The organism is Pseudodesulfovibrio aespoeensis Aspo-2 (assembly GCF_000176915.2).
GTDB lineage: Bacteria > Desulfobacterota > Desulfovibrionia > Desulfovibrionales > Desulfovibrionaceae > Pseudodesulfovibrio > Pseudodesulfovibrio aespoeensis.
In genome coordinates this window covers 1,793,637-1,819,907 of record NC_014844.1, presented here as the reverse complement: position 1 = coordinate 1,819,907, position 26,271 = coordinate 1,793,637, and the positions used below count along the sequence as shown (strand labels likewise).

Here is a 26,271-nt window from a genome sequence, read left to right as displayed (position 1 = left end):
GGCACCTCCTTAAACAGTGAGGCCGGGAACTTGCCCGGCCTCGTTGGTGAGAGTGGTGGTTGTTTCGTCCGGAAGGACCTCCTCCGGTTTGGGGCGTCCGTTCTTGAAGGCTGCATCGCCGGGCATGTTGGCCATCAGATGTTTGCGGGCGGTCTTGAACTCGTCGCCGATCAGGCCGAGGTGGAGCAGGAAGACCCGGAAGTCGTACTTGGCGCTTTGTGGGTCGAAGTCCCGCTTGCGGCTGGAGGCGGCCCGGCCGTTGAGCGCCTTGGCGGCGACCGCGAGGCAGAATTGCAGGTATGCCTTGATCCGCCCCGCGTGGAGGGTCGCCTCGAACCAGCGGAACTCCACCGTGCCCCGGTACCAGACGTTGTGCAGGTTGACTCCGTGGTAGCGGCTGTTGTCGTAGTGCTGGGGCTGGCGGTTGTGGTAGCCGTACCAGATTCGGTTGAGCTGGTCCTTGGTGCGCGGGCGATGCTGTTCGATACGCTGGATCAGTTCATCGCTGACCGGCCGGGTGTAGCGGTTGAGACGGTCGCGGCTGATGCCGAGGGCGTGGAGGATCAGCGGCTCCTGCTTGTAGATGATCTTGGCCAGGTTACCCAGGTGTCTGCCGTCGAAGGGCGCGGCGTCGATATGGATGTGAATGCCGCACTGGCTGTTGATCTTGCCTCCGGCGCGGCGGATGCCCCGGACCACCTCCTGCAGTTGCGGGATGTCGTCGTAGCCGAGCACCGGGCTGACCACCTCGGCCCGCAGATGAGCCGGGACGCTGGTCAGGGAGGCGTCCCCCACCACCTTCCAGACGCGGCCGCGCAGGTCCTCGACCTCCCAGGGGTCGTAGCTGCTGGGGATGCCGACATGGCGGACCGTGCCGCCCACCACCGAGTGAATGGCCCAGGCGATTTGCTCCCGGGTGCGTTTTACGGTCTCGATCTCGATCCCGTAGTGGATCTCTTTCAGGTTCATGCGTGCCTCCGTCGTTCATTGCGCTTCTAAGTCGTTGTCAGGCAAGGCTTTTCAGCCTCCGCTTACACCATGAATGAATGCTTCTTTCTGGACACAAATCAAGTAGAAGAACAGCCGAAGCCGACATTTAACACCTTTATTTTCAATGACTTGCGAACTTGGCCGGATTTGGCGGCGCATAGGCGGCAGAAACCCCGGAACGGGCTGACCATATCCGGGGTTCTGGGTTGGCGGTGGCAGTGAGCCGGTCAGCCGGAGGCGGTATCAGAGGTGATCAGGCTGGCGTGCAGCTCGAGGTTGCGCGACTCGTCGGCCCGCATCCGCGCCAGCAGAGCTGTGAAGGCCTCCGCTTCTGCGGCCGGGAGCTTTGATGCCCGTTCCAGCCGCGCCAGGCGCTGGTGCAGATTCTCCAGCAGTCCCAGGGCGTGGTCGCGGATCAGGCCGTCGCGCTTCTCCTGCGGCGTGGGGATGAACTCGGTCAGGCCGCCTTTGCGTCGAACGATCATGGCCGTGCCTCCTTAGCTCAGGGTCGCGCCCAGCGAATGGATGCGCGGGTAGATCAGCGGCGTGCCGGTCATCTCAGCCTTGTAGCGGACCTTGTTGCCGGTGTTGTCGGTGAAGGTGCGCACCAGGGTGTACTCGGTCCAGTTCTCGTCGATGGGCCGGGTGTCCTGGATGGTCATCGCCTCCCAGGTCAGGCCGCCGTCGTTGCTGGCGAACCATTGCAGGGTGGTGCCGCTGGGGATTTGCATCTGCACATAGGCCTTGGTCGATTCCACGCCCTGGGTCAGCTCGTTCTCGCGGGTCAGGTATGCCCCGGTGGTCTTGTTGAGGTAGCCCACCAGGTTGACGTCGCGGAAGTTGATGGCCGGGGTGTCGTTGGAAAGCGAGCTGCTCAGGCGCACGCGGATCTGGACCCGGGTGGCGAGGTTGGGCAGCCGCTCCTCCTCTGCGGGAACCATGGCGTCCCAGGTCACGCCGCCGTCGGTGGAGTATTCCCAGTCGAGGCCGGTGCCCTGGGGGATGGCCGAGTACTCGTCGAGGTTGATGTCGGAGAACTGCACGCCGGTGATCGGCTGGAAGCGGATCATGCCCTCGGATTGAAAGTTGTAGCCGTAGATCTTCATCGCCAGGTCGGAGCCGTTGAGCGGCGTCCAGGTTTCGGCGTTGGAGCTCTCCAGCAGCACGCCTTCCATGTAGGTCTGCCGGGTGATGATGCCCCAGCGGCCCATCTTGCCGAGGGTGGCGGTGCGGACCTTGTAATTAGTGCTGTTGGTCAGCAGCACCACGGAATAGCTGGTGTTGGCCTCGGCGTAGAACGGGTCGTCGAAGCGAATGCGGGTCTCGCCGCTCAGGCTGATTTCGTTCGGGGCCAGCACCTTCTCGGCGAACACCACGCCGTTGGGCAGACCGGTGGTGACGCCGCGAATTTGCACCGTGACCGGGATGCTCGGGTCCCTGGCGGTGAACTGCAGTCCGATGCTGGAGATCACCTGGTTTTGGGTGAAGCTGAAGGTCTGGGCCAGCGGATCGCGGGGCACGAAGATGGTCTGGGTGCGCCAGACCACCTGCACCACGGGCACGCGGATGATGCGGTTTTCGATGATGCGCTCGATGCGGGTGATGACCAGCGGATCGTTGATCTGCAGGCTGGCCCGGGCCGAGTAGACGCCGTCGGCCATCTCCACGATGCGGTTGCCGTTGCGGGCGTTGGTCGGAATGGTGAAGGAGGCGCTGACCCGACCGGCCTCGTCGCTGATCAGGTTGCTGGCCATCACTTGGCCGTCGCAGCGCAGCACGATGCCGGACTTGCTCGGGGTGAAGTTGATACCGGTGACGGCAATGCCGGTCTGGCCGCGCCGCCCGAGGTTGGGCGTGATCTGCAGCATGGCCGGGGGCTTGTCGAACACGGCGTAGGGGTTGATGTTGCGCTCCTCGGACCAGTCGTTCTGCTCCACCAGCACGGTCTCGTTGCCCGGCAGCAGCGCCAGGCTGCCGAAGAAGCTCGCGTTGCTGCCCGCCTGATCGACCGAGAGCACGGTGGAGTGCGGAATGCGGTCCGGCGCGACGAAACGGGCGATCTCGTTGACCCGGGCGTCCCATTCGGCGTGGTAGATGTCCGACTGGGCGGTGTTCGAGAAGTCGTCCGAGTAGATGCCTTTCTTGGTCTGGGCGTCCCGGTTCTGCAGCTCGTTGTTCATCTGGTACTGGGCGTCGTTGTACTTCAGGTCCTCGACGTCCTGAATGATGTCGTGGATCTGGTCCATGGTGATGCGGGTCAGGCCGAAGTTGCGGATCTCCATGTCGATGGAGTTGGGGGGGCAGTCGATGCTGCACAGCCCCAGGGCGTTTTCTGGCACGATGGGCAGCTTCGGGAAATCGGCCGGAGCCCCTTCCAGCCGCTTGATCTCGGTGGTGGTGGCGTAAACGATGTCGCGACGGCCAAGGTAATAGTCGTAGTCCAGGCTGCAGTTGGAACCGTTCACCGGCTGGTCGCCGAGGCTGCCGCGCCCGAAGTTGATCACATTGAGGTTGCCCAGCTCGAGCTGCACCGGCGACATGGTGAGTCCGGCCGTGTTGGTGGACGGAGGCGAAGCGGTGCCGATCTCCTCGACGCCGTCGTCGACGTAGGAGAGCGCCTCGCTGCCCAGTTCCATCAGTCGCTTGTAGTCGGTGCGTGCGCCGTTGGTGGCGGCCCGGTAGACGCGATAGCCGGTCGCGCCGCTGACCGGTAGCCAAGAGAGCTTGTTCATCTCCCCGGCGGTGGTGGCCCGGGCAACGACCGCAGCGGCGTTGAAGGCCGTCTCGCCGGTGGCGTTGTAGGCGGTCACCAGATAGAAATAGTTTCCGGCCGCCGGATGGTTGGCCTGTCCGAACCAGCCGCTGTCCACGTAGTCGGTGCCCTTGACCATCTGCTTGGTGTAGGTCCAGCGCACCGTGTAGGTGGTGCCGATGGCCGGTTCGTTACCGGAGCCGAGCCAGTCGACATGGTTGCCCGACTGCTGCCAGTCCACGCCCTCTTGGAAGATGGTCGCTCCCTGGCTGACCTCGAGGATGTCCACTACCGGATTGGGGTCGAGCAGGTCTTCGCCGCCGCCCACCGAGCCACGAGTGACGTTGCGGGTAATCTCGACGATGGCCTCCACCTGGGTCGTCTCCTTGAGCGGCGTGGAGTTGACCGGATAGCGGCGCTTGTTGATGTCGAAGGTCTTCTGCTCGCCGCGCACCGATTTGGTGGCGATGGATTTGGGCACCAGGGTCGAGGTGGGTAGATCGCGCTGATGCCGGAAGCCCTGGATGTAGGCGCGTCCGGCGTTGGTGATCGCCTCCACACTGTCGTCATCGACCCCGCCGATAAAGGTGTCGAATCCCCGCACCAGGTAGCTTCCTGCCTGGTCGAAGGTGCGCTCGGCCAGGTTCTGAATCAGTGAGTTGAGACCCTCGGCGGCGGCGAATGAGAGCTGGTCCTCGGTGATCGAGGAGACGGTGATCCGGCTACCCGGCAGCGTGCCCAGCAGATCACGTAGGTAGAGGTTGGACTTCTCCTGCACCGTGGGCGTGACGTCTCCGCTCTCGCGGTCGAACTTGTAAATCGGGATCACCCGGCGCTCGGCCACGTTGTTGGGCAGCGTCTGGCCGCTGGTATCCGTCGCCTTGAGAGAGAGAACCCATTTTTCCCGCTCGGCGGTGGGCTCGCCGGTGGCCGGATTGATCAAGGCCGGGTCCTGGGTGTAGCCGTAGTTGTACTTCAGCAGCTCCACGTAAACGTAATCTGCCCCGCTGGTGGTGGCCGGGTCATAGGTCAGGGTCGCGCCGCTCACCTGTTCCAGATGGCCGTCGATGTAGACCACGCCCGGGGCCAGGGTCAGGACGTTGGCGGCCGCGCTGACCTCGAGGCCCATGATGATGGAGCCTTCCTTGAAAAGGATGTCGGCGATCTTGCGCCGCTCCAGGTTGATGATGTCCTGCTGCTCGTTGAGTTCGGAATCCAGCAGGTCGCGATCCTGATGGTAGCGGATGCGCTTGTAGTTCTTGGTCGGGTCGAATGTCTCGCGTGAGATGCTCATGTTTGAATCCTCCAGTTAGATCTTGATGATCCCGACCAGCTCCACGCGGGTGTCGGAAATCTTGTTGAAGTCGGGAATGTTCTTCACCTCGTACAGGTAGCCCGGGTGCAGCACCTCGCCGGTCGGGTTGGTGTCCTGATGGAACACGCCGCCCATGGCGAGATCCCCGGTGACGCTTTCCACGTACTGCACGTCGCCGCCGAAGAAGCCGTATTCACGGATGGTGATGCCGTTGGCCTCGGCCTCGTCGAAGCGGAAGAAGACACCGATGGTGTTGGTCTCCTCGCCGGTTTCCAGGTAGCGCACGCCGTTGACCAGCAGCGCTCCTTCGGCGTCCTCCTTGAGAAAGGTTCGCTTGTAGTAGCGCTTGCGGGCGCGTTCGTTTCTGAGCCCGGTCTGGCCGATGTCCGGCGCGGGCGGATTCTGCGGGTCGGTAAAACTGGCATCCCCGTCGCCGATGGCGCAGTGGGTGATGCCGTCCACGGCCTGGCCGAGGAGGAGTTTGGCCGTCAGTATCCGGCCGGTTTTGACGATGAGTCCCAGTGCCATTGCTGTTCTCCTTTAGGTCTGAATTTCGTGGTCTTGATCGATGAGCACCGCGAACAGGATCTGGCGCGTGTCGGCCAGCAGTTCGGCCGGGATCGCGATGCGCTGAACGGTGTCGGATAGGCTGATGTGTGCGCCGGACGTCCGGACGCTGGTGTCGATGCTCCGCAGCCAGGGGCGCGTCACCCGCACCGCCGCGTCGGCATCGACGCCCAGACGGCCATGGACGACGAGCCACAGGTCGGCGCTCCGGTTCAGGCGGTTGTTCACGCGAAGCGCGAGGTCGGATCGACGTTCGAGCCGATGGGCGACCCGTACTGCGCTGTCGGCTTGGACCATCACCGTTCGCCTGGCCGGTGCCCCGGAAAACAGCTCGAAAAGCGCTCCGGGTTGCGCCGCTCCAATGGCGAGCAGTTCCGGTCGCCGGATGCCTCTGTGGGTGGTGATTGATGCCAGTTGTCCCTTATGCACGGCCACGGCGAATCCTCCCGCTGAGCTTGAGCGCCTGACCACGGTTCATGGACACAAGCGTTTCCGGACGACGCTGACCGGTGATCCTGGTGACGGCTTTGAGCTTTCCGCTATGCGTTACCATGGCGTTACTCCTTCACCGCGCACCAGCCGCCGGTGGTCAGGTTGAACACGCGGTAGCTGTCCGTTCCGATTTGAATGGTGTCTTCCGAGGCGACATTGCCGCCGCCCACGGCGAAGATCTCGATGAGTTCGCCGCGCAGTTCCTGGTAGGCGGCGGAGCCGGACATCGAGGCGAGCCAGGGAAAGAGGATGGTGGTGCCGTAGCGCATCTCCGGATCGGTTTCGCCCTGGAGCCCACCATTTGCCGCGCCGCAGCGGCCCTGCTGGCCGGACGCGGAAGTCCAGCCGTCGAACTTGTTCACGGCGTAGAAGGTGCCCGGCGCGTTGTAGTAGCTGTTGACGACCGGCTGCGGGTCCTCGCCGATCTTGGCTCCCGATGCGTAATCCCGAACGAGGGTCTCGATGGTGATGGTGTTCGGCGTGGCGACGGTGTCGGTGGCGCTCACCCGCACGCGTTCGATGCCCGCGTCATCCTTGATCACATAGTCCTGCCCGGGCGTGACCACGGTGGCGTCGTTGACCTGAAGCACCACGCCGCTTCCGGCGGTGACTGCCGCCTGCGTGAGCGCGACGGCCCCGGACCAGAAGCGTTTCAGCAATCCGCTGTAATGGCCGTAGTAGGTGGAGACGAGCTTGGTGACCACGAAGACGTGGTTCAGGTCGGCGAACAGCCAGAAGATGAAGTCGGCACTGTCCTCCACCCGCAGGTAGGTGTAACTGGTGTGCGAAGCCTCATTGACGCCGGTGTGGGTGGCCGCGTCCCAATACTGGAATGCCGCGACGTGAATCCGCCCGGAGGTGGTGCTGATACGGAACTGCAGATAGACGTCCTCGGCCCCCGATTCCCCGTGAGACTTGAAGACGAAATACGGCTGCGGGTCGGCCGACTGGTCGTCATGCAGGGTCCAGCCGGTGGTGGTCACCAGGAAGGTCCGCAGTTGATTGAGCAGGTCGAGCCGACCGTGGGCGAGTCCTTGAATGCTGTGGTATGCCATGGCGGCCTCCTTAGAGAATCGGGTTTTCCGTGCCGGTCAGGCGCAGCTTGATGTCGAGTTTGTTTTGCACCGGCGTGCTCGGGAGCACGGTGCAGCGCCGCCAGAAAGACAGCGTCTGCTGGTATGCCTTGTCGCCGAGGTTGAGCGGTGCGCCCTGGGTGGCGGTGTCGAGTCCTGCCTGGGTCAGGGCCAGGCGGTACCAGACCGATTCGTCGGTGCCGGTTTCGTCGATGGGATCGAGCACCAGCCCGGTGTAGTCGTAGCCGGAATAGACGGTCGTCCCGGCGTCGTGTACGGCCGGAGCGGTGTTGGCCACGCCCCGTTGCACGGTGAGATTGGCGGTGCCGCCGCCGCTTTCGATGAGCATCTGCTCGCCATCGATGATGATGAGTTCGCCGTCGGCAAAGCGCGGTTCGGCCAGGGCGATGGAGGTCTGCGCTGCGTCGATGGCCGAGGGGAGGCTCGTCTGCTCGTTGGCGACGTAGATCTGCCGATCCTTGATGTCGCCATCGGTGCCGTTGTAGCTCTCGGCCTCGGGGCTGCTAAAATCCCCCTCGGAAATCTGCTGAGTCAGCGCTTCGTCAAGATAGAGGTGAATCGCCATGGGTTCTCCTTCAGGTGGGCCACTGGGTGGCGCGATAGTTATTGGTGGCGGCCTCGAACCCGGCCTGCGTGGGCTCGTGAAGGTCCTGCTGACGGAACAGCCAACGGTAGGACGGCCGCGACCAACGGAATCCGGCCTGGTTGAGGCGCATGCGGCTGACGCGCATCGGGCGGGTCCGATCAACGGAGAGGCGCAGGCCGGTGGTGTTGAGCGGGCTCGCGCCCAGCTTCATGGTCTCGACCCGATGGCGCTGGAGAGAGCCCGTGTCCACATAGACTTCAAGCGAGGCCCGTTCGCCGGTCAGATTCGCATTGCTCAGATACCGGGTGTTCAGGGTGTTCGCATTGAGCCGGAACACAGGCCCTCTCCGCCGCCATCGGTCGATCCGGTCGACGGCCAGGGTGACGTCCGCGTCGCAGCCAGCGGTGGAGGCGAGCAGCAGATTGCTGATGCCGCCCTGGTTGGCGGTGAGATCGAGACCGTCGTTGAGCCTGGCACGGCCAAGCTGGAAGCAGAGGCGGTGACGAGATTCCAGCGGCAGGCGCAGGTCGTACTTGGCCTCCGCCCGTTCGACCGGTTCCGCTTGCGTGTCGAAAAAGAAGTCCTTCTGCCGAAAGCAGTAGCGCAGCGCGGTTTGGCCATGGGTCAGCGGCTTGCGGTTGAGATGGCTCTCGCCCAGCCCGAAGCCGCTTTCCAGCACATCCCCTTCGAAGTCGCGGCCGGTGTAGATGGGCGTGCAGAAGGAAACCCGATCCTCGCCGACACGGGTGTACGGCAGCCGCCAGTCGTTGAGGGCCTTGTGGTTCAGGCGCATCCGGTTCTGGCGGCCGTGAAAACGGGAGACCTTCACGGCGGCCCGGTCGATTTCCGGGAGCATTTCCATGGTACTGGTGAGCTGCAGCAGCTCCCAGGCCCTCTGCTTGTTGGTCAGGTGACGGCAGGAACCGAGCGAGGAGCGGCCAAGGACGAAGGTCTCGTCGAGAAACGCCAGCACGATCCGGCGCACGGCGTTGGCGTGCCCGAAGTCGAGCATTGCGCCGCCTTCGATCCATTCCAGGAGGAACTGGAACCAGAAACAGCGCGTGCCCGCCGGGTGGTGAAATACCAGAGCGTCGCGCAGCCCCTCGGTCTGGTTGAGACACAGCACGCGAAACACGCCGAGGCTGAACACCAGCCCGGGTAGTTTGGCGCTGCTGAGTCGGGAGCGGGCATTGAGACGCAGCGCCGAGCGGAAGGTTTCCTGGAGTTCCCCCTGCCAACCGAGCGCGTCGAAGTCGCGTTCGATGGCCGGAATGGTGCCCTTGCGGCGATAGATTTCGACCGCCTCCCGCACGCGGCGGCGTTGGCAGTCCGGCGAACAGGTGCCGTCCACTTCGAGGCCGACCAGTCTCGCCAGCAGCGGCAGGAAGCGCTCGTCGCAGTGATCGACATCGAAAATGGTCGGGAAGTCGTCGATGGCCTGCTTGAGCTCGTCCAGCGTCCCGGCGGGAAGGCTCAGAAATGTACGCAGGTCACCGGCCTCGTCGTTGTGCTCGTAAAGCGGCGGCAGCAGGCCGAGCAGATTGTCCTTGAACCAATCCGACATCAACCGGCCCTCCGCAGATCGAGGTTGACGGTGCCGAGAACCGGGATTTCGCCGTGGCGCAGCTCGATGTCCTGCTGGGGCGCGTAGAGATGCATGTGGCTGACGCCACGCACGCCATCGATCAGGGCCACCAGGTCGGAGAAGTGAATGGTCTGACCGAAGGAGACCTCGTCGAAGGAAAAGAAATCGGTGAGCGCTGCTTCGATGCGGCTGCGCACGTTTTCCAGCGGTTCACCGGGCCAGATGTAGACCTCGGCGTCGATGGAAACGGGGCGGTAGATCGGATCGAACAGATTGATCTCAACCGTGATGACCTTGCGGCGCTCGAGAAACTCCGCGAGGTCCCGCTTGAGCAGCGCCGAGGGCATTCCGCCGCCGTTGGGGGCGATGGCCAGTTGGACGTTGTAATAGCGAATGTTCTGACAGGCATTGGTGTCGAGCACCTTGGCCTTGGCGACGCCGGGGTAACCCTCGGCGAGGGCCTGGTAATCCTCCAGGGTGACGGCCTTCCAGAGACTGCGCAGCTCCGCCGGTGCCTGTCGACGGGCGTGTTCGAGGGCTTCCCGCGAAGCGCCGCCGGTGGCGGGAACAGGATTGGTGACGGTCAGGGAGACCTGGCCGCCGTCGAGGTAGACCGGGCTCAGCAGTTGGGAGATCCGGTTCGGACCGAGATTGCCCTGGTCACCGATGGTCTGCAGATAGCTGACGGTGATGGCGCTTCCCTGAGCGGGTACAGCGCCGCTTTGCCCGTCGCCGAAAATCAGGGTAGAGATGTCGAGCGCATCCAGGTCGGCCATGAAATGGCGGCTGTCGGCCAAGCTGTCCTGAAAATGATCGACCTCGCTCCATGCGTCGTCCCCCACCGTAACGGTGATGGTGCCCTGGGCGATGACGTCGCCGGTCAGGCGGATGCGCTGGAATGGCAGCCCCGTCGATGTGAAGGTCTCGGTGCGGCGCACGCCTTGACGGGCCGGGATGTCCACCGAGAGCACGCCTCGCGGGATCAGGCCGTCCTCGACCGTCTCGAAATCCGCCTCGCCGTCACTAAGCAAGGCGCGGCAGGCCGTCCCCGCCGGAATGGTCAGGTCCTTGCCAAGCGGGGCGGAGAGCCGAAAACGCAGCGTGGTGGTGGAGGCCACCGGCGAGTCCAACCGGTAGCCGATGAGCTTGCAGAGGTTGATGACGTTCTGCCGCTGGCGGGCCGTGGGCAGAAAGGCCTCCGCCGCCTGGGCGTCCAGGTAATAGGCCAGCATGTCGCCCACGCCGCAGAACAGATCGAGCAGGACGACGCCGAGATCGGAGTGATTGAAATCGGTCCAGCGGTCGGTGAGCTGCGGGATCTTCGCCAGCAGCTCCTGGCGGATCGATTCATAATCCTTGTTGATGTATCCGATGCTTGCGCGGCCCATAGTCTCTCCGGTTTTCGGCGGTTATGCGAGAGCGCCTGATGCTCTCGCCACGCCGGTTACTTACCGGAAGGGACCTGGATGTGTCGGAGGCGGGATGCCTCAGAGCGGGCCGCGCAGTTGCCAGACGGGATTGGGCTGTCCGGAGGTGTTGTTGAGGTAGTGGGATTCTTTCTTGCCCTCGAAATAGAACAGACCGATGCGGCCCGGCTCCAACGTGGTGATCCGGTGAACGGTGCCAGCGGCGTTATCTTCCGCCTGGCTTTGGGTGTCGAAGCCCAGACCGCTCGCGGCCAGATAGAGGGCGTGCTCGGCCTGGGGCGCTTCCGTTTCTGGCGCTCCCTCGAATGTCAGGTAATGGCCGTGGTTGTCACCTGGATCGCTGACGATCCACTTGCCGTTGCGGTCCTGAAAGGCTCCCTCGATGTAGGCGACTTCGTATTCCCCGGCTGGCCAGATGAAGAAATCATTTGGATCGGGGCTCATCTCGGCTGCGTCGAACCAGAGCAGATTGAACAGCGAGCGCACGTCCGGCGACAGGCGCACCCTGCGCACCGGCGGCGGCTCAGGCTCGGGTTCCGGCTGGGGATAGCTGGGCGCGGGATTGTTCGGGTCTTCTCTGTAGAAGGGATAGACCAGGTTGCCGTCAACCTGGCTCTGGATCACCCGGTAGGCGATATGCACCAGCAGCAGGTTTCCGTCGATATCCAGCGGCCGGTCGTCGAAGTGTACCTCCGTGATGATCACCCGCTTTTCCCAGCGCTTGATGGCGTCGATCACGTAATGGCGCAGCAGGCCTTTGAGCACCTCGTCGTTCTGTTCGAACACCAGATCCTTCAGCCTCGAGCCGAACTCCGGATTCATGAACCGTTCGCCGATCCGGGTGCCGAGGATCTGCAGGATGCTTTCGCGGATATGTTCGTGCTCCCGCGAGGTGGCGGCCGAGATCTGGGTGCCGCCGGATACCGATTGAAACCGGAACGGGTAGCGCAGCCCCTTCCCGAGAAAGTCGTAGCTCATCAGGTACGCTCCTCGCAGTCGAGGCCGCACTGTCCCGAGCAGCCATTTTCCGGTGCGCCGTCGTCGATGGCTTCTCCCAGGAACCGGATCACCAGATCCAGACCAATTTCCAGACCCAAGTGGATGGTTCCGTTCGCCTCGATCAACCCACCGTGGCCGGACTGGCCGCACTGGAATCCCTTGGCTCCGCCGGAGAGCAGACGGACAGCGATGGTTTCGCCGATGCCCTCGATGCGGCCGATGCCGATGATGTCGATAGGTCCGGCCGGGTTGATCAGGGTGATGAACCGCTCCCGGTGATCGACATCGAGGCGGATGCCCTCGGGCAGAACCACCGCGAAGCGCTCCTCGCCCATGGCAGTCGGCTCGATCCCGGCAGGCAGTCCGCTGATACCGGCTGCCTCCTGGGTCGAACGCAGATAGGACCCGATCAGGGTGTAAAGGCGTCCCGGGGCGACATCGATGGCCGTGCCGGGTCCGGGGGTGATGACCTGCTGTTCCCCAGCGTCGATAACGCAGATTCGCTGGTCGTCCGTGGTCCGCAGGATCATGCCGTCGGGCAAGGTGAAGAGCCGGTTGCCATCCGGCAGATCCCTGGGTTCGGTGCCCGCAGGCAGTTCGACGAAGGGATAGAAATCGGGCTCCGGCTCGATCTGAACCTGCTCCAGGTACTCCTGGGTCCTAGCCTGCTGGGCCTCCAGATAAGCCTGGGCCTGGCCGCGCATCGCCTCCGAGGCGGCGTGACCGGCCTCCAGCAGCGTGCGGATTCCGGAAAGTTCTTCACGGATTCCTGACAGGTGATCGCAGAGCGCCCGTAGCACATACTGCTGTTCGCCGGAATCGGTTTGTTCGATGGTGGCCTGCAAGTCGGCGGGTTCTTCGGAAATCATGGACAGCCTCCATTACATGCCGACGTTGGCGGGTTGGGATTGATAGCTCATGGCGTTGACCGGCGTCACTGTTCCGGTCGCGCCATCGATTTCGAACACTGTCCAGACCGTGCCGGGGGCGTTGGGAACGGTGAAGGTCTGCTCACGGCCATCGCTCAGGAACACTTTCACCGATGCTCCGGACTGCGCCAGTCCGGTGCTCGGATTGGCGTTGCGGTTGGTGTAGTCGTGGACCGCGTAGCGGTAGACGCCGGGGATGAGCCGATGGATGGTGATGGTCTCCGGCCCGTAGGAACTGGTGTCGTCCACGTCCAATTCCGCCGCCTCGTTTTCGATGGTGTGGGAATAGAACACATGGAAACGGCCGCTCGATGGCGTCGGTCCGGTGAGATGGGAATCGAGATCGCGGGGGTTGAGGCCCCACTGCAACACGATACGGGCGACCTGGCCGTCGAGCTCGGGCGAGAGAACGATCTGGATGTCGCCGGAGGTGTTGGGGTCGGCGTTCACCCAGCCATGCCAGGCAATGTATCCCGGCGCGGTGACCTCCACGTAATAGAACCCCTCGGGTACGGACAGCTCGAACCCGCCATAGGCGTTGGCGAAGGTCTGGTACGCCGCCGGGCCGGTTTCCGAGCGGCGGAATTCGATCAGCGCGTTGCCGACACCGCTGGTATTGAGGGCGTTGACCACCATGCCGCTGAGGAAGACCGTGGCTCCGCTGGCAAAGTCCGGGTGGTCGGCGAACCAGGACGGATCGCGGACCTCCACCAGAACATGGCGGAGACTGTCCCGGGCCGAGGATCGCCAGACCATGAGCACGGCGTTGCCGATGGTCCAGCCGCAGCGAATGACACCGTCCGGCCCGATCTCCGCGACCTCCGGATTGCTGGAGGCAAAGACCGGGGCGTCCACGTCGCCGCGCAGGGAGAGTGGAACCCGTTGCTCGAACTCGCCAGCGGAAAGGCGGATGGAGCGAGGCTGAACCTCCCAATGGCTGTAGTCTGGCGCGGTATCCGTCATGAAGGAACCTCCACCGGTGCGGAGACGCCGCCGCCATAGACCTCGACCTGGACGTGACGCAGGCTGAGCCGCTCGGGCGAATCCCAGACCAGGATCATGGCCGCCCCGGGAACGAAGCCGCACTCGACATTGCCGTCCTCATCGACACTGGCCACGTCGGGATTGGACGTTTCAAACACCGGCGCTTCGGGTAGACCACGGATCGAGAGCGGAATGCGCTGGACGAATGGGGATCGCGAAACCCGGATCAGCTTCGGGAAGACATCCCAGTAGTGCGGTTCCTGCGGTTGTTCGAGATTGTTCATGGCGTCCCCCTCAGTTGTCGATGGTGTCGGGACTGCCGGTGACGATGATGGCTCCGCAGGCGGTGATGTCGCCGATGCGGGCGTTGGGCAATCCTTCGGTGATGGTGTCGAAGCTGCCGGTCACGATGGGCGTCACGCCATGCCCCGGGATGGGACAGACGTGCAGATCCCCCATGCGGGCGACCGGCATGCCGTTGTCCAGCGTCCGGCTTGCCCCGGTGATGATGACGCCGCCGTGACTGCTGATGTCGCCGAGTCGCGCCTGGGAGCTCATGGGTTCACCTTCAGCAACAGATGGATCAGAAAGCCGATAAGTCCGCCGATGGTGCTGCCGATGGTCAACACCAGGCCGACGATCTTCCACATGGTCTCGGTCCCCATCTTGGAGCCGACCCGGGCATGCAGCCGGTCGATCTCCTCGGCGTGCCGGTGCAGATCGGAGTAGATCGAGCGGACCAGCACCTCGACGTTTTCCTTGTCCGATTTCTTCTCGATTTCACGCTCGATCTTCTCGAGTCGGTCCTGGATTTCCCGGCGGTGACTTTCGAGGATGCTGCGGAATTCCTCCCGCCAATGATCGAAGGTCCGGGCCAGCAATTCCTCGCTGGCCGAAAGTCCGGAGGGCGTTGTTGTTCTTTCTCCCATGCAATGCTTCCTTCATGTGTTGATCAAGACGGTGTTCGTCGAGCGAATGATGATGTTTCCGGCCACCCCATCCATGAACACGAGGCTGCCGGACTTGTCGGTGGCGCTGATGCTCTCCTGGCCGGGCGCGGCGTTCATGCGCACCACCTGACCGGCCTTGTCGGTCAGCCGGATCTGTTCGGCGGCGGCGGTGGAATCGACGAGGATTTCCTGGGTGCCGTTGAGTCCCCAGATGTGAACCTTCTCCCGACCCTTGGTGGTATCGATGAGGATCTTCTGCCAGCGGGAGCGGCCCTTGTCGCACGAGAGGATGTGGACCTTCTCCTTGTCCTGCCAGGCTTCGAGGATCACCTGCTGGCGGCAGAGGTCGGTGAGCTGGATGCGGGCGCGGGAGCCGACGATCTGCGAGGCGATGTCGAGCTGGTCGCCTTTCTCGGCGTTCTTCGTGCCTCGGCGCAGGGCGTTGCCGCTCTGCATCTCCGGCTTCACCTTCCCTTCCATGGTGAGGATCTGTCCGGCGCGGTCGATGATCCGCAGCAGCTCGTCGCCGTCGCGGTCATCGGCCAGGATGGTGTGGCCGGTTTCGGTCTTGAGCAGGACTTTCAGGCGTGGGCAGTAATACGGCGGATGGCCGTGGTACTTCTTGTGTTCGAGATCGTCGTGCCGGTTGGCCTGATGTTCGACCTTGTCCTCGCAGTCATGGCAGAAGGCTCTCTCGCAGGTGCGCTTGGATTCCTCAGGCTGTTCGCCGGGATTGCTCTTGGCCAGCCAGACCCCGGTCCAGATCGGATACTGGACAACGCCGCCTTCGAACTCGGCCCACACCGACGCCCCTTCCTCGGGGACCAGAAACATGCCGGTGTCGTCGTTGCCGCCGTAGGGGAAACAGGGCGCGGCCCACTCGGACCAGTTCTCCCGCCCGCTGCCGAGCACGGCTGGGATTTCCAGCCGGACCCGGCCGAGGCGTTCGGGGTCGTTGTTGTCGCGCACGAAGGCCCGGTATTTGCCGTACCAGCGGTTGCGGTAGCGCTCCTCGGAATGGCGGTCGCGGGTTTCAAGCATGCTCCGCCTCCCGTTTTCGACTGGCGTCCCAGGCCAGCCAGCCGCCCAGGCGAACCGCCCAATACATGACCTGGCGTTTCCACAGAGACACGCCCAGGGCCGCCATCAGTTCGAGAAAGATACGGTCGGCCGCAAGCCGCGAGACCTTGCCGGTGTGGTAGAGGTAGTCGTGAACGACGGCCGCCGGGGAATATCGCCCCCAGGGCGGCACCATGCGCCAGAACAGGCGCGGCACCGAGGCGAAGTCGGTCTCGAACCCGGCGGGCACTTCGATGATGCGGCAAGCGCCGGTGCGGACACGGAACGGCTGGGTCAGCCTGGCGGTCATTCCATTAGCAAGAATCTCCACCCGAAGCGGCCCGGAGAGACCCAGCGCGGTACCGGAAAATAGGGTCTTGGCTTCGGAACTCATGACCGCCACCTCGCCTTGCCCGACTGGCGCACATCGAGATGGACCCAGGAGGCATAGACGCCGATGCCGCCCTCGCGGAAGAGCGGAATCTCCTCGGCGATGACCGCCAGGTCCCCGGGCGAAACGCCATCGGGACAGCTCACGTCGGCCGCCATGCCCAGCGTGTGGTAACTCTGCGCCGCGCCACCCACCGCCTTGTTGTGCCGGTTGCAGCGGAAGCCGCTGGTGATGGACAGCGGTTTGCCGATGCGGTCGCGCAACGCCTGCAGGGCGTCGACCAGATCGGGATGGACCGCAGCCGAATGGCCGCAACAGTTTTTGCCCTTGCAGGCGAATTCCGACCGGTTGAAATTCTTACTGAGATCGCCCATTGCCGCCTCCTTGTGTGACCGCGCCGGTGTCCGCATTGATGGTCACCATGGCTGGCGGCTCGTTTTGCGGTGTGGGCGGGGCCTCCTTGTCGTTGGGTTTGCCCTGGGACTCGGCGGACTTGTCGCCCGCGCCCTTGCCGAGAGCGTTCTTCTTGAGTTTGAGTTCGCAGAGATAGCCAGCGCCGCTGATGCTGTGGCGCACCGAGTGGCAGTAATAGATGCCGGAAAACTTCCGTCCCACGCCCTTGATCTCGACGTTCTTCTTGGCGCGTAGCTGGGGAATGCCGATAGTGGCCGCATCCGCCTCGACCTGACGCAGTTCGGCCTCGCGGAACTTACCTTCGGCGCTGTCCTGGGCGGGCTCTTGTCGCGGCTCATCGTGAAAGCCTTCGGAACGGTCGAAGCTGGGCACGATCTGCCCCGTCTCCTGTTCTTTGAAGCTGCCTTCGCCGGTGTTGCCGTCGACCAGATAGGTCTGCTTGCCCAGGGCCGTGCGCTCGGGCGTGGTGGCGTTGTTAGCCTTGTGCTCGACCACGTCCTTCTTGCGCGGGTCGACGCCGACCGTTTTGGTCTCGACACCCGCGCCCTTGGCTCCCTGGGATTGGGTGCTGGGGCGAAACGAGCGCAACAGGCCCTTGGTGTCGGTGAAATATTCGAGGGTCAGAAGCGGCGTCTGGTCGAGCTCGCGGGGATGGAAGTGGAGTTCGTCGTCCTGGACGTAGAAGACATAGCCGCTCACGCCGTCGCCATCGCGGTCACGGGCTTTTTCCGCCAGCTCCTTCAGGAACTGGGCGTCCGAGATGTTGCTCTGGGTGACGCGGAGATGTTTGCCCTTGGTGGCAGTGACCACCGACGTGAGGCCGTTGGCGGCGGCGATCTGCTCGGCGATTTCCGAATAGAGGATGCCGGGAGCGGGTTTCTGCCAGACCTTCTGGTTTTCCTTGCCCGCGAGTTTAAAGCCCTTGTCGTAGGCCTTGATGCGGATGGTCGGGTCGCCGTTTTCCGGAAAATCGTAATCGATGTCTTTGATGACCGCCTTCTTACGCGGAGAGAGGTTTCCCACGTAGCCGAAGCGGGCCACGATCTCATTGCCTTCCTGGAACAGAGGATCATCGACGAACTGCAGGTTGCGGTCGGTCACCGACAGTTCGAGGATATCCAGCTCCTCCTCGTTGTCGGTGAAGACGAAAGAGGTGATCTCCTGGGTGATGTCCTTCGAGAGGTCTTGCCCCTCGATCTGAATCAAAAATGTCGGCTTGAAAGTATCCAGATCCATGCGTCTCTCCGGTGGTTCGCAGTTCCCTGCTTACTTACCGGAAGGCATGGCGAGGTGTCGGACGCCTCAGTCGAGCAGGCGCATCTGAACGTGTTCGCGGGAGGGAATGCGCAGCGCCTGGCCCGGCTCGAGTTCCAGCGGAAAGAAGATGTCGTTGTAGTCGCAGATGATCCACCAGAGCCGGGCATCGCCCAGATAGCGGTGCGCGAGCAGATCCAGACGGTCGCCTTCGACCAAGGTGTGCAGGCGGTCGTCGTGTCTGGGGGTAGTGTCGATGCGCTGGCGCACGCCGAGGGAGGTGCCGTCACTGTCCCGGTAGAGAACGCAGCGGGCGTAGCGGGAATCGCGACCGATCATGAGCGCACCTCCGACCAGTTGATGGAACGGTCCACGTATTCCTCGAGGACGATGTCCACCTCGGCCCGCTGCGGCAGCAGGTTGTCCCGGTCGAACAGGCCGAAGAACCGCGCCTTAACCTGCCGGACGATACAGGTCACGCCGGGATAGAGATCGCCGAAAATGAGCAGCACACGATGCGGCGCGTTCTTGAGCATGGTTCCGGCGTGCTCCGGATATTGCAGAGAGCGGAGCCAGTCGACCTTCTGCTTCACCGGCCCTTTGAACAGCTCGACCTTGAAGGCGATCCGGCGCGGTTCCCCAGCGACGTACTGGTAGCGCGGATGGCTCATACCGGGAATTTTGATCGTCGCGTAGTCGGTCGACTTCTCGTCGCTGATGGAGTTGGGGTTGTACTGGAATTCGAGCCGCTCCCCCGTGTCGGCGTCCACCAGATATCCCTTGATGGGCTGTTGATCCCAGGCCATCCTTACACCTCGACAATCTTGATGATCGGCTTGCCCAGTTGTCCGGCCCGGTCCAGTTCCCGCTGCATGCCGCTGGAAATACCGTTGCCGGTGAACGCCCACACCTCGTCGCAGCATTCCATGTAGGCCAGGCCGCAGGCGATGCCCGTCTCCCGTTGTTCGGGAACGCTGTCGTCGGTGAAGGTCGGATACAGCAGGTGTGGCGCGAACGGCGCGTGACCGCTTCTCATGACCCAACGGCAAAGCGCTTCGGCGACCTTGACGTTTCGAGCTATGTCGCCCGCGAACGGGCTGCAGACAAAGATGCGTTTCATCGGTCCTCTCACAGGGTTTCGTAGTTTCTGATCTTCCGCTCCCGCAGGTCCTTGTAGACCGCCTCGGCCACCTTCCGACCATCGATGTTGGTGGTCACGCTCAATTCCACCGGGCGGTCGGCCAGGCCATCGAGGCGCGAGAGCAGGGATTCCAGCAGTTCGCGCACTCCCGGACCGGCTTCCTCTCCCCGCAATGGTGCCGCCGGAGCAGTGCGGGCCGGAGTAATCAAGCGTTCGGATGGCACCATCTCTGCTAGTCCTGATTGCAGGGGCTTCGTTATCGGAGTCGGCGCAGCGGTCATGGGCCGCTCGATCCCGCCCGGTGCCAGAGAGGCGTCTCCTCTTTCCATTGCCGGTTCCACTGCGAACGGCTGGATATAGCTCTTACTTACCGGCTCGACGGCCGCTGCGACGGTTTGCACTGTGCCGTTCATCGGTTGCGGAGTTGGCGCTACCGTGGCCATGACCGGCTGGAGCATCAGCATGGCGCTCAGGGCCTTGGGCACCAGGCGTTCGTCCAGACGCGGCACGAGACTCAGTACGCTTTCGATGATGCGTTGCCCAATCGATTCGGTGGGCTGCGTCGTCTTGAGCGGTTGACGTTGCTCGGCCACCAGCGGAACCGGGGCCTGGACTCCCAGCAAAGCGCGAGTGGAGGTGAGTAAACCGTTGGCGATCCCGGCGCTGCGATCCTTGATCGCCTGAATGCCCGCGCTCGCGCCGCTGGAAAGCCGCTGCCAGAGGGATTGCCCCTCGGCCCCGGCGCTGGCAAAGATTCGACCGACAGCGCCGGGCACGGCCGACAGCGTGGCAACGATCCGGTCGCGGACATTGACGGCTCCCGTGGCCAGAGCGTCCCAGGCATTGACCTGAGACGGCTTGAGCGCCAGGTCAGGCGTGCCGCCAAGCAGGGACTGTTTAAGACCGCCCAAGATGGCACCGGCCTTGGTAGCGACGGTTTGAGCTCCGGAGGTCAACCCATCCCAGAGTTTTCCAGCCATGCGGAAGGGAACCGAGGCGGCGTCCATAAGGTTGCCGCCCGCCGATTTAATCTGTTGCCAGGCTCCTGCAGCGATCGAGAGAATCCCGCGAGCGGCGAAGCCGAACACTTTCGCGGGCAGCGACTGACTAAGGCTCATGCCGTCGGCGAGGGTCTTGAGCAGCGCGGAACCGGAGGCGGTCAGGTTGGCGAGCGGTCCCTCGCGGGCGTCGGAGAACGGCAGCAGATTGCGCAGCTTGCCCAGGGCGTTCTTGAGCATGGTGAAGGGATAGGTCACCGCCGACCAGATCCCTTCGCCCAGGGTGATCAGCAGCTTTTTGCCCGCCTCGAAAAAGGTCGTGTCCCCGGCGAAGAAGGAGCGCACGGTGGCAAACAGATCGCGCAGAGTGCTGATGATCGGCAGGTTCAGAATCGCCTGGCCGATCTGTCCGGCAGCGTCGGCCACCAGGCGGCCGATGGAGGTGAAAATGCCGGAAAAGAAATTCCAGACACCGACCACCACATCCCGCGCCCAGCGGAACGGGGTGGCAACAAAATCGTAGACCGCGCCGCCGATGGCCTTGAGACCGTCCAGCAGGGAAATGTCGCCGGTCAGCACCTGCCAGACCGCATAGACGATCTTTCCGGCGGCCACGAAGGCCTCGCCGATCATGCGCACGGGCAACAGGAACTTGTAGATAAACTTGGCCGCTCCGACCAGGGACCCGACGATGACCTTGCCGACCCAGACCACGCTGCGCACCACCACCGCCAGGGCTCGGACGATGAGCGACAGGTTCCAGGCCACGATCTTCAGCGCGAATGCCAACCCCTGAAGAAGCACACCGGCGACGGTGCCGATAACCGTGCCGAAGGTGCGCCAGGACGAGCCGTCGGTGGCGCTGGCGGCCACGCCGAAGATCTCCACCACCGAAAAGACCGCGCTGGCCAGCGCCGCATAGGCGCTCATCAGGGTGCGGACGGTCGGTTCGAGGATGGCGCGGATGCGACCAAAGGCATGGGAAAAAGCGCCCCACAATCCGGCCAGTGCCTCACGAACGCGGTAATAGGCTTTGAAGACGGTGACCACGAAGCCCAGCAGACCGGCGGATTGGAGCTTCTGGGCCAGTTCGGCCGACATCTGTCCGACACCGCCGCTGAGCGAGCCCACAAGCTCCCTGATCCCCCGGAAGACCAGCGAGACCTTGTTCCAGGCCCCGGTGATGACGTCCTGGATGCCGCCGAAGTTGGTTTCCCAGGCGCGTTTGAGCAAATAAACCGAGAGGATCACGCCAGCAATAATCGCGGTAACTGGCAGAAAATAGGTCGCGACCGCCGAACCCACCCCGGCCAGCGCGGCGCTGATGGCCACGAACCCGGCCTTGATAGCGGGAAGCATGAGTCCCACCATCCCCACGGCGGCGGTGACGGCTCCGGCCACGACCAGAATGGTGCCGAGGGCCATGGATAGTCCCAGGATCGCCCGGGTCACGCCCGGCATCGATTTGGCCATGCGCTGCAGGAAGAGAATAACGCGGGAGACGCCGTTGATGACCGGTGTCACCACCGGCAGCAAGGTGCGCCCCAGAATTTCGCTGAGGTTGGCCATCTGCTGGCGCAGGAGCAGGAACCGGGCTCCGATGTCCTGGTTCATGGCGTCGGCCATCTGTTCGGTGACCGCCGTGCCGGTCTTCATGGCTCGGCCCACCGACTGGATATTGCCTTCGAGGGAATTCACTCCCGCCGACATCTGCAACAGGAATTTAACCGCCTCGTCGGAGCCGAAAGCTTTTTTCAGTTTCACCTGCGCGGCGGCGTTGGAAAGATCGGGAAACTGGCGCTTGATCTCCTGCAGGATGGGAACCACGCCCTTGAGGCGGCCGCTGGCGTCGGTGAAGGACAGGCCGAGTTCATCACCCGCCTCGGCGGCCTTCATGATGAACGCCTTGTACAGCGTGCCCGCCTCGGAACCGGGCATAGTGGTTTGAAGCTGACCAAGCACGGCGAGCTGCTCGTTTAGAGGGATGTTGCTCGCCGCCGCGACCGCACCGATGTTTTTGATAGCGTCCGCCATCTGAGTGCCATTGGTCTTGAACGAGGCCACGGTCTGCGCCATGGCCCCGGAAAAGGCGGTCGCCCATTCCATGTCGGTCATGTCGGCCATGATGGGTTTGAAAATCCCGTAGGCCGTGGTGAAGGTGCCCACCATCTCCTGGGTGGTGGCCTTGGTTGCCTTTGCGGTCATGGCGGCCATGGAAGTGAAAACACCCACGGCCCCGTCGCTCAGGTTGGACAGGGCCGATTTCACGTCGTAGGTGGCGGCCACAAAGGCGGCCTTATCGGCACCGGACCATTGGTTGGTGAAGGATTCGGCGGCATCTTCGATGGCCCGGAGGTCCTGCACGCCGAGGGACGCCAGCTCGCCCAGTGCCTTTTGAGTCGCGGCGGTGGAGGCGAACAGGGCGGCGGGTACTGCCATCAGGGCCAGTCCCGCCCCCAGCATCATGGTCCCTTGCTGGATGCGGTCCAGGTTGCGGGTCATCCGCTCGCTGGCATCCGCCACGGTGGAATCGAGGTCCATCATGGAACCACGGACGCGCTGCGCGTTCTGCGAAAACGCATCCTTCATCGATACCACTATGCCCAGTCCGAGATCACCGTTCATTTATGCCGTTCCGTTTGCTCTCGTTCAAAATCAAGCTGCCGCTCAAGAGCCTCGACGAACTGTCGCCGGACCCTGAGCGGCAGTGAGCGGGTTTCCGAATAGCCCCAGTGCAGTCCGCCGTAAGCGAGAAAAAAAACGTCGCTTACAAGCGAACTCCGGGGAACAAAAAAGCCGGTTCCGCCTCCAGGCGGGTACGGATACGGGTGCCGCAGCCGTCGCATTCCATCTCGACCGAGGTGTCGATTCCGGCGTCCACCCGCGACATCTCCTGGCGCAGGGTGCTGCGGTCGCGCATCGACATTTCCGCCAGGCTTTTCTTGGTGGGTGCCTTGCCGTCGATGTCGAGAATCCGGATCAGCATGGCCGAAGTGATATTCGGCTCACGCAGGCTGGCCAGGCGTTTTTCCTTGTTGCCATCGAGATAGCCGAAACGAACAGCTTTCTTCGAGCCGGGCAGTTTGAATTCGAACTCCCGCTGTTCCCCGTAAGGCGTGACCTTCAGCTCTTCGAGGTTGACGGTCACGTAGTTGGTCATGCGGCAGGCGGTGTTGGGGCAGCTCAGCTCCAGCTCCACCTCGTCACCGAGAGAGATCTGACGCAGGCGGACCAGGGCAAAAAGACGGTCTCCCGACAACAGGTTCATCACCTCGCCGATATCCGGATCGGTCTTGTCGCCTAGCTTCACGAAACAGTTGCGAAGCACCTGATTGATCGCCTCTCCGGAACGGATCAGGCGCTGGTTGGTCAGTAATTCTTCTTCGGCACCGGTCATCTCCCGGAGCTCAAGTTCAATGCCGCTTGGCAGTTCAAAGCTGTACATGGTTGATCCTCCGGTTTAGGTCCAGTACTGGAAGCAGATGGTCAGCTTCTCGATGGTGTTTTCGGTGTTGCCACCTTCAAGTTCATCGTATTCAAGCGCCTTGACCCAGGCTCCATGCAGGGTCCAGCGGCGGGTCTCGTTACCGGTACGGTCGTAACGGACAACGTCGATATCGCGCATGTAGTCGGCCGGAAGGCCGCCGGTGACGGCATTCACGTCCACCTGTTTCTTGATCCATTCCCGGGCAGCCTCGTCGGAGCCGTCCTGCAGGTTTCCTTTCTCGAGGGTGATATCCTCGAACTTGACCCGGCCAGCCACCTTCTGATCGAACATCGAACCGGCCGGGGCGAAGGCCACTTCCTCGAATTCCGTTTTGGGCTCCTGTCCCTTGTGGAACAGGGCCACGTCGAAGCCGTTTACCTCGATGGCGAACTGCCAGTTCTGGTAAAGGCTCTTGGGCATATTTCCGCTTCTCATAGCCTTGTTCTCCCGTTAGATGATTTCTTTGAAGTCCGCGCCGGTGCTGGTCAGGATGAAGTTCAACTCAATGAACTCCGCCGTCTTGGTCGGCTTGACGAACACGCGGGCCACCATTTCGTTGCGGTCGATGACTGCCGGAGTGTTGGTCTCCTCGTCGCATTGGAAGGCGAAGTCGTAGAGACCACCCTTGTCCTTGATGTCCTGCAGGAATGGGTTGATCAGACGGCCGAGGGCACGCCAGGTCTGGGGATGGTTCGGCTCGAACACCACGAAGCGGGAGGATTCCGAGATGGCTTCCTCCATGAACATCATCAAACGGCGGACGTTGATGCGGTCCACGGCCGAGGGCTGGCTCTGCAGCGTCTTCTGCCCCCAGATGTTAATGCCGGTGTCGGGGAACACTGCAATCACGTTGACCCCCTCCGGATAGAGCACATCGCGTTCGCCTCGGCTGGTCTTGTAGGCCAGGGACAGCGTGTTGAAGATGCGGCCACGGTCGATACCGGCGGGCGCGTTCCAGACGTTGGTCTTCTGGTCGCTGCGGGCGATGCATCCCGCCACCGCGCCGCAGGGCGGCACCAGCTTCTTGCGCGAGTTCACCGGATCGCTGATCTCCAACCAGGGGTAATAGAGCGCCGCGTAGGAGGAGTTGAAGGCCGCGTGGCTGTACATCCCTTGTCCCTCGCGGAAGTCGACCGCTTCGAGCGGCTCCAGATGCATGGGCGTGTCGGCCATGAACAGCAGGTCCTTGCGCCCTTCGGCATAGGCGATTCCGGCGTTGATGACCGGCACCGTGGTGACGCCGGGGACCATCAGCAGGTTCAGTGCGTCGATCTCGTCAAAGCCATAGAGGCCGGTATGTTGCGAGGGATCGCCGATGAAATCGGCATCGGCCAGGTCGGTCAGCCCGTTGTCACCGCCGGTGAGTGTGAACACGCCCAATGCCGGACGGTCGCCGGGCGTTCCCGACACGGCTGCCAGATCCTGGACCAGGATGAAATCCGAGCGGTCGTTGATCGCCAGCTCCACATGGTTGGGCAGCGTCTCGTCCATGCTCAGGTCCTTGAACACCTCGACCACATCGCCTTTGTGCCGGACCACCAGGTTGAAATGGTTGGCCGGATCGAGAGAGCCGTCCTCGATGGAGACGGAGAGCCGGTCGCCCCATACGCCTTCGTTCACGGCTTCGATTCGCAGGGCGTCGGCGGGCGTGGCCTCCCGGTTCTGCAGGACGATGAAAGACTTGAGCGCTGTCAGCGTGTCCCGGTCGGTGGGATCGGTGAGATGGGCAATGCGGATGACATAGAGGACCGAGCCGCCGTTGTCGAAAAACGCCCGGGCGGCGTAGGCCAGATAGCTCTCATTGATGTAGGAGCCGAAACGGTTGATGAACTGCTCCCAGCTCGTCACCAGCACGGGCTTGTTGATGGGGCCTTTCTCGGCCACCCCGACCATGGCGGCCGACGAGGTCGAGATCTGCTTCACATAGAAACTGAAATCCGTTTCCCGGGTGTAAATCCCGGGCGATAGATAGGTCGGCATGGTTATTTCCTCCGCTTGCTGGTGGTCTTGGCCTCATCGGTTCCGGCGTCCTCGGTCGCAGTAGGCGTTTCCGGTTCCGGTGCCGCGCCGCCGGTCAGGTCGGTGATGCGCACCAGGCCGCGTTTTCCGGCGGTCTTGATCTCGGCTGAGAGATCCTTGCGGGCGATGCTCTTGCGTTCTCGCGGCCCGAGGTGGAGGGTTCCCTGGCCGGAGAGGTTGAACGTCAGGGGTTGGAACTGCAGGTTTCTGATCTCGATCACGGTTGTTCTCCTTTACGGTTGAATGGTTCGTTGCTCTGTCACGTCGCCGTGAAACTGGAAGGTCCGATCCCGGATCAGCCGACCGTCTCGCAGGTCGCCGTCGTACACCGGGCAGGATTCGATGCGGATGCGTCCGGAGCTCTGCCGGAGGTTGGAGAGATTCACCCGGGCCAGGCCGCCCAGAGGAACCAGTTCCGTGAGGTTCAGGCTGCCCTGGTCGGCGATGGCGATCTCCGGGTGAAGCTGGAGGAACCGCGAAACCGACTCGTGAAAACCGAGCAGTTCGGCCTCCCGGTCCACGGTCACCACCAGATCGAAATCGAGGTGATAGAGCCGGGGAAATCGGCACTCCTCGAAACTCAGCTCCGCGACATTCTTCTCGAACAGGCGGCTCTGGCTGCGGCGGAAACGATCTTCCGTCAGCTTCGGCCCCTGGAGGATGACGCTGGGGGTGCGCTGGACCTCGAACAGGTCATCCGGGAACACCAGCACGGTGTCCGGGTGGATGGCCTGCTTGGCCAGGCGGATCAGGGTTTCTGTGACGGTCTGTATCGTGCTCAAAGGACGCCTCCGTTTTCTGCCTGGTTACTTACCGGAAGCGCTGGCGATGTGTCGGA

The 26,271-nt window shown here is 63.1% G+C and carries 27 protein-coding genes and 1 pseudogene; all 28 read right to left on the bottom strand.

Annotation, left to right across the window (positions count from 1 at the left end):
* Nucleotides 1-9 precede the first annotated feature (9 nt).
* Complete coding sequence (locus tag DAES_RS08255) at nt 10-969, bottom strand: amidoligase family protein (RefSeq protein WP_013514578.1); 960 nt, start codon at nt 967-969, stop codon at nt 10-12.
* A gap of 248 nt (nt 970-1,217) precedes the next feature.
* Nucleotides 1,218-1,475 carry a hypothetical protein gene (locus tag DAES_RS08250; RefSeq protein WP_013219032.1) on the bottom strand — a complete coding sequence of 86 codons (258 nt, stop codon included), beginning with the start codon at nt 1,473-1,475 and terminating at the stop codon, nt 1,218-1,220.
* Between the two features lie 12 nt (nt 1,476-1,487).
* A complete protein-coding gene (locus DAES_RS08245) occupies nt 1,488-5,036 on the bottom strand; it encodes a DUF4815 domain-containing protein (RefSeq protein ID WP_013514577.1) in 3,549 nt (1,182 codons plus the stop codon).
* Nucleotides 5,037-5,051: 15 nt separating this feature from the next.
* Entirely contained in the window at nt 5,052-5,585 is a 534-nt protein-coding gene (locus DAES_RS08240) for a hypothetical protein (RefSeq protein WP_013514576.1), read from the bottom strand.
* Nucleotides 5,586-5,597: 12 nt separating this feature from the next.
* Nucleotides 5,598-6,059 carry a hypothetical protein gene (locus tag DAES_RS08235; protein WP_013514575.1) on the bottom strand — a complete coding sequence of 154 codons (462 nt, stop codon included), beginning with the start codon at nt 6,057-6,059 and terminating at the stop codon, nt 5,598-5,600.
* Nucleotides 6,060-6,181: 122 nt separating this feature from the next.
* Entirely contained in the window at nt 6,182-7,171 is a 990-nt protein-coding gene (locus DAES_RS08230; RefSeq protein ID WP_013514574.1) for a hypothetical protein, read from the bottom strand.
* Between the two features lie 10 nt (nt 7,172-7,181).
* Nucleotides 7,182-7,775: a hypothetical protein gene (locus DAES_RS08225; protein ID WP_013514573.1), complete on the bottom strand. Its 594-nt coding sequence runs from the start codon at nt 7,773-7,775 to the stop codon at nt 7,182-7,184.
* Nucleotides 7,776-7,785: 10 nt separating this feature from the next.
* Complete coding sequence (locus DAES_RS08220) at nt 7,786-9,360, bottom strand: phage tail protein (protein WP_013514572.1); 1,575 nt, start codon at nt 9,358-9,360, stop codon at nt 7,786-7,788.
* The gene (locus DAES_RS08215; RefSeq protein ID WP_013514571.1) at nt 9,360-10,769 is read right to left on the bottom strand and encodes a baseplate J/gp47 family protein; all 1,410 of its coding nucleotides are present in this window, start codon (nt 10,767-10,769) and stop codon (nt 9,360-9,362) included. The genes DAES_RS08220 and DAES_RS08215 overlap by 1 nt, the downstream gene beginning before the upstream one ends.
* Nucleotides 10,770-10,868: 99 nt before the next feature.
* A complete protein-coding gene (locus DAES_RS08210) occupies nt 10,869-11,786 on the bottom strand; it encodes a GPW/gp25 family protein (protein WP_013514570.1) in 918 nt (305 codons plus the stop codon).
* Nucleotides 11,786-12,676: a hypothetical protein gene (locus tag DAES_RS08205; protein ID WP_013514569.1), complete on the bottom strand. Its 891-nt coding sequence runs from the start codon at nt 12,674-12,676 to the stop codon at nt 11,786-11,788. Before DAES_RS08205 ends, DAES_RS08210 begins: the two co-directional genes overlap by 1 nt.
* A gap of 12 nt (nt 12,677-12,688) precedes the next feature.
* On the bottom strand, nt 12,689-13,699 hold the full coding sequence (locus DAES_RS08200) for a hypothetical protein (RefSeq protein ID WP_013514568.1): 1,011 nt from the start codon (nt 13,697-13,699) through the stop codon (nt 12,689-12,691).
* Nucleotides 13,696-14,004, bottom strand: a complete 309-nt coding sequence (locus DAES_RS08195) for a hypothetical protein (RefSeq protein WP_013514567.1) — start codon at nt 14,002-14,004, stop codon at nt 13,696-13,698. Before DAES_RS08195 ends, DAES_RS08200 begins: the two co-directional genes overlap by 4 nt.
* A gap of 10 nt (nt 14,005-14,014) precedes the next feature.
* Nucleotides 14,015-14,278 carry a PAAR domain-containing protein gene (locus DAES_RS08190; RefSeq protein WP_011366988.1) on the bottom strand — a complete coding sequence of 88 codons (264 nt, stop codon included), beginning with the start codon at nt 14,276-14,278 and terminating at the stop codon, nt 14,015-14,017.
* Complete coding sequence (locus tag DAES_RS08185; RefSeq protein WP_013514566.1) at nt 14,275-14,649, bottom strand: hypothetical protein; 375 nt, start codon at nt 14,647-14,649, stop codon at nt 14,275-14,277. Before DAES_RS08185 ends, DAES_RS08190 begins: the two co-directional genes overlap by 4 nt.
* 12 nt (nt 14,650-14,661) lie before the next feature.
* The gene (locus DAES_RS08180) at nt 14,662-15,711 is read right to left on the bottom strand and encodes a phage baseplate assembly protein V (RefSeq protein ID WP_013514565.1); all 1,050 of its coding nucleotides are present in this window, start codon (nt 15,709-15,711) and stop codon (nt 14,662-14,664) included.
* A complete protein-coding gene (locus tag DAES_RS08175; protein ID WP_013514564.1) occupies nt 15,704-16,123 on the bottom strand; it encodes a DUF1353 domain-containing protein in 420 nt (139 codons plus the stop codon). Before DAES_RS08175 ends, DAES_RS08180 begins: the two co-directional genes overlap by 8 nt.
* Nucleotides 16,120-16,494, bottom strand: a complete 375-nt coding sequence (locus tag DAES_RS08170) for a YcbK family protein (RefSeq protein WP_013514563.1) — start codon at nt 16,492-16,494, stop codon at nt 16,120-16,122. Before DAES_RS08170 ends, DAES_RS08175 begins: the two co-directional genes overlap by 4 nt.
* On the bottom strand, nt 16,478-17,770 hold the full coding sequence (locus tag DAES_RS08165; RefSeq protein WP_013514562.1) for a phage late control D family protein: 1,293 nt from the start codon (nt 17,768-17,770) through the stop codon (nt 16,478-16,480). The genes DAES_RS08170 and DAES_RS08165 overlap by 17 nt, the downstream gene beginning before the upstream one ends.
* A gap of 66 nt (nt 17,771-17,836) precedes the next feature.
* Nucleotides 17,837-18,127 carry a LysM peptidoglycan-binding domain-containing protein gene (locus tag DAES_RS08160; RefSeq protein ID WP_013514561.1) on the bottom strand — a complete coding sequence of 97 codons (291 nt, stop codon included), beginning with the start codon at nt 18,125-18,127 and terminating at the stop codon, nt 17,837-17,839.
* The gene (locus DAES_RS08155; protein ID WP_011366981.1) at nt 18,124-18,594 is read right to left on the bottom strand and encodes a CIS tube protein; all 471 of its coding nucleotides are present in this window, start codon (nt 18,592-18,594) and stop codon (nt 18,124-18,126) included. The genes DAES_RS08160 and DAES_RS08155 overlap by 4 nt, the downstream gene beginning before the upstream one ends.
* 2 nt (nt 18,595-18,596) lie before the next feature.
* Nucleotides 18,597-18,908: a DUF7768 domain-containing protein gene (locus tag DAES_RS08150; protein ID WP_013514560.1), complete on the bottom strand. Its 312-nt coding sequence runs from the start codon at nt 18,906-18,908 to the stop codon at nt 18,597-18,599.
* 2,438 nt (nt 18,909-21,346) lie between these two features.
* Nucleotides 21,347-22,366: pseudogene (locus DAES_RS18095) on the bottom strand (phage tail tape measure protein); the annotation flags it as partial.
* Between the two features lie 328 nt (nt 22,367-22,694).
* Nucleotides 22,695-23,372 carry a T4 family baseplate hub assembly chaperone gene (locus DAES_RS08140; RefSeq protein ID WP_011367808.1) on the bottom strand — a complete coding sequence of 226 codons (678 nt, stop codon included), beginning with the start codon at nt 23,370-23,372 and terminating at the stop codon, nt 22,695-22,697.
* 15 nt (nt 23,373-23,387) lie between these two features.
* Entirely contained in the window at nt 23,388-23,849 is a 462-nt protein-coding gene (locus tag DAES_RS08135; protein ID WP_011366977.1) for a phage tail protein, read from the bottom strand.
* Nucleotides 23,850-23,864: 15 nt separating this feature from the next.
* Entirely contained in the window at nt 23,865-25,394 is a 1,530-nt protein-coding gene (locus tag DAES_RS08130) for a phage tail sheath C-terminal domain-containing protein (RefSeq protein ID WP_013514558.1), read from the bottom strand.
* A gap of 2 nt (nt 25,395-25,396) precedes the next feature.
* Nucleotides 25,397-25,654 (bottom strand): hypothetical protein, encoded by a 258-nt coding sequence (locus DAES_RS08125; protein WP_013514557.1) that lies wholly within the window; start codon nt 25,652-25,654, stop codon nt 25,397-25,399.
* 12 nt (nt 25,655-25,666) lie between these two features.
* A complete protein-coding gene (locus DAES_RS08120) occupies nt 25,667-26,215 on the bottom strand; it encodes a hypothetical protein (protein WP_013514556.1) in 549 nt (182 codons plus the stop codon).
* Nucleotides 26,216-26,271: the final 56 nt, after the last annotated feature.

What these genes read in the sequence shown, in the direction of transcription:
- DAES_RS08255 (WP_013514578.1), bottom strand. Translation starts at nt 969, where the DNA reads ATGAACCTGAAAGAGATCCACTACGGGATCGAGATCGAGACCGTAAAA.
- DAES_RS08250 (WP_013219032.1), bottom strand. Translation starts at nt 1,475, where the DNA reads ATGATCGTTCGACGCAAAGGCGGCCTGACCGAGTTCATCCCCACGCCG.
- DAES_RS08245 (WP_013514577.1), bottom strand. Translation starts at nt 5,036, where the DNA reads ATGAGCATCTCACGCGAGACATTCGACCCGACCAAGAACTACAAGCGC.
- DAES_RS08240 (WP_013514576.1), bottom strand. Translation starts at nt 5,585, where the DNA reads ATGGCACTGGGACTCATCGTCAAAACCGGCCGGATACTGACGGCCAAA.
- DAES_RS08230 (WP_013514574.1), bottom strand. Translation starts at nt 7,171, where the DNA reads ATGGCATACCACAGCATTCAAGGACTCGCCCACGGTCGGCTCGACCTG.
- DAES_RS08225 (WP_013514573.1), bottom strand. Translation starts at nt 7,775, where the DNA reads ATGGCGATTCACCTCTATCTTGACGAAGCGCTGACTCAGCAGATTTCC.
- DAES_RS08220 (WP_013514572.1), bottom strand. Translation starts at nt 9,360, where the DNA reads ATGTCGGATTGGTTCAAGGACAATCTGCTCGGCCTGCTGCCGCCGCTT.
- DAES_RS08215 (WP_013514571.1), bottom strand. Translation starts at nt 10,769, where the DNA reads ATGGGCCGCGCAAGCATCGGATACATCAACAAGGATTATGAATCGATC.
- DAES_RS08210 (WP_013514570.1), bottom strand. Translation starts at nt 11,786, where the DNA reads ATGAGCTACGACTTTCTCGGGAAGGGGCTGCGCTACCCGTTCCGGTTT.
- DAES_RS08205 (WP_013514569.1), bottom strand. Translation starts at nt 12,676, where the DNA reads ATGATTTCCGAAGAACCCGCCGACTTGCAGGCCACCATCGAACAAACC.
- DAES_RS08200 (WP_013514568.1), bottom strand. Translation starts at nt 13,699, where the DNA reads ATGACGGATACCGCGCCAGACTACAGCCATTGGGAGGTTCAGCCTCGC.
- DAES_RS08195 (WP_013514567.1), bottom strand. Translation starts at nt 14,004, where the DNA reads ATGAACAATCTCGAACAACCGCAGGAACCGCACTACTGGGATGTCTTC.
- DAES_RS08190 (WP_011366988.1), bottom strand. Translation starts at nt 14,278, where the DNA reads ATGAGCTCCCAGGCGCGACTCGGCGACATCAGCAGTCACGGCGGCGTC.
- DAES_RS08185 (WP_013514566.1), bottom strand. Translation starts at nt 14,649, where the DNA reads ATGGGAGAAAGAACAACAACGCCCTCCGGACTTTCGGCCAGCGAGGAA.
- DAES_RS08180 (WP_013514565.1), bottom strand. Translation starts at nt 15,711, where the DNA reads ATGCTTGAAACCCGCGACCGCCATTCCGAGGAGCGCTACCGCAACCGC.
- DAES_RS08175 (WP_013514564.1), bottom strand. Translation starts at nt 16,123, where the DNA reads ATGAGTTCCGAAGCCAAGACCCTATTTTCCGGTACCGCGCTGGGTCTC.
- DAES_RS08170 (WP_013514563.1), bottom strand. Translation starts at nt 16,494, where the DNA reads ATGGGCGATCTCAGTAAGAATTTCAACCGGTCGGAATTCGCCTGCAAG.
- DAES_RS08165 (WP_013514562.1), bottom strand. Translation starts at nt 17,770, where the DNA reads ATGGATCTGGATACTTTCAAGCCGACATTTTTGATTCAGATCGAGGGG.
- DAES_RS08160 (WP_013514561.1), bottom strand. Translation starts at nt 18,127, where the DNA reads ATGATCGGTCGCGATTCCCGCTACGCCCGCTGCGTTCTCTACCGGGAC.
- DAES_RS08155 (WP_011366981.1), bottom strand. Translation starts at nt 18,594, where the DNA reads ATGGCCTGGGATCAACAGCCCATCAAGGGATATCTGGTGGACGCCGAC.
- DAES_RS08150 (WP_013514560.1), bottom strand. Translation starts at nt 18,908, where the DNA reads ATGAAACGCATCTTTGTCTGCAGCCCGTTCGCGGGCGACATAGCTCGA.
- DAES_RS08140 (WP_011367808.1), bottom strand. Translation starts at nt 23,372, where the DNA reads ATGTACAGCTTTGAACTGCCAAGCGGCATTGAACTTGAGCTCCGGGAG.
- DAES_RS08135 (WP_011366977.1), bottom strand. Translation starts at nt 23,849, where the DNA reads ATGAGAAGCGGAAATATGCCCAAGAGCCTTTACCAGAACTGGCAGTTC.
- DAES_RS08130 (WP_013514558.1), bottom strand. Translation starts at nt 25,394, where the DNA reads ATGCCGACCTATCTATCGCCCGGGATTTACACCCGGGAAACGGATTTC.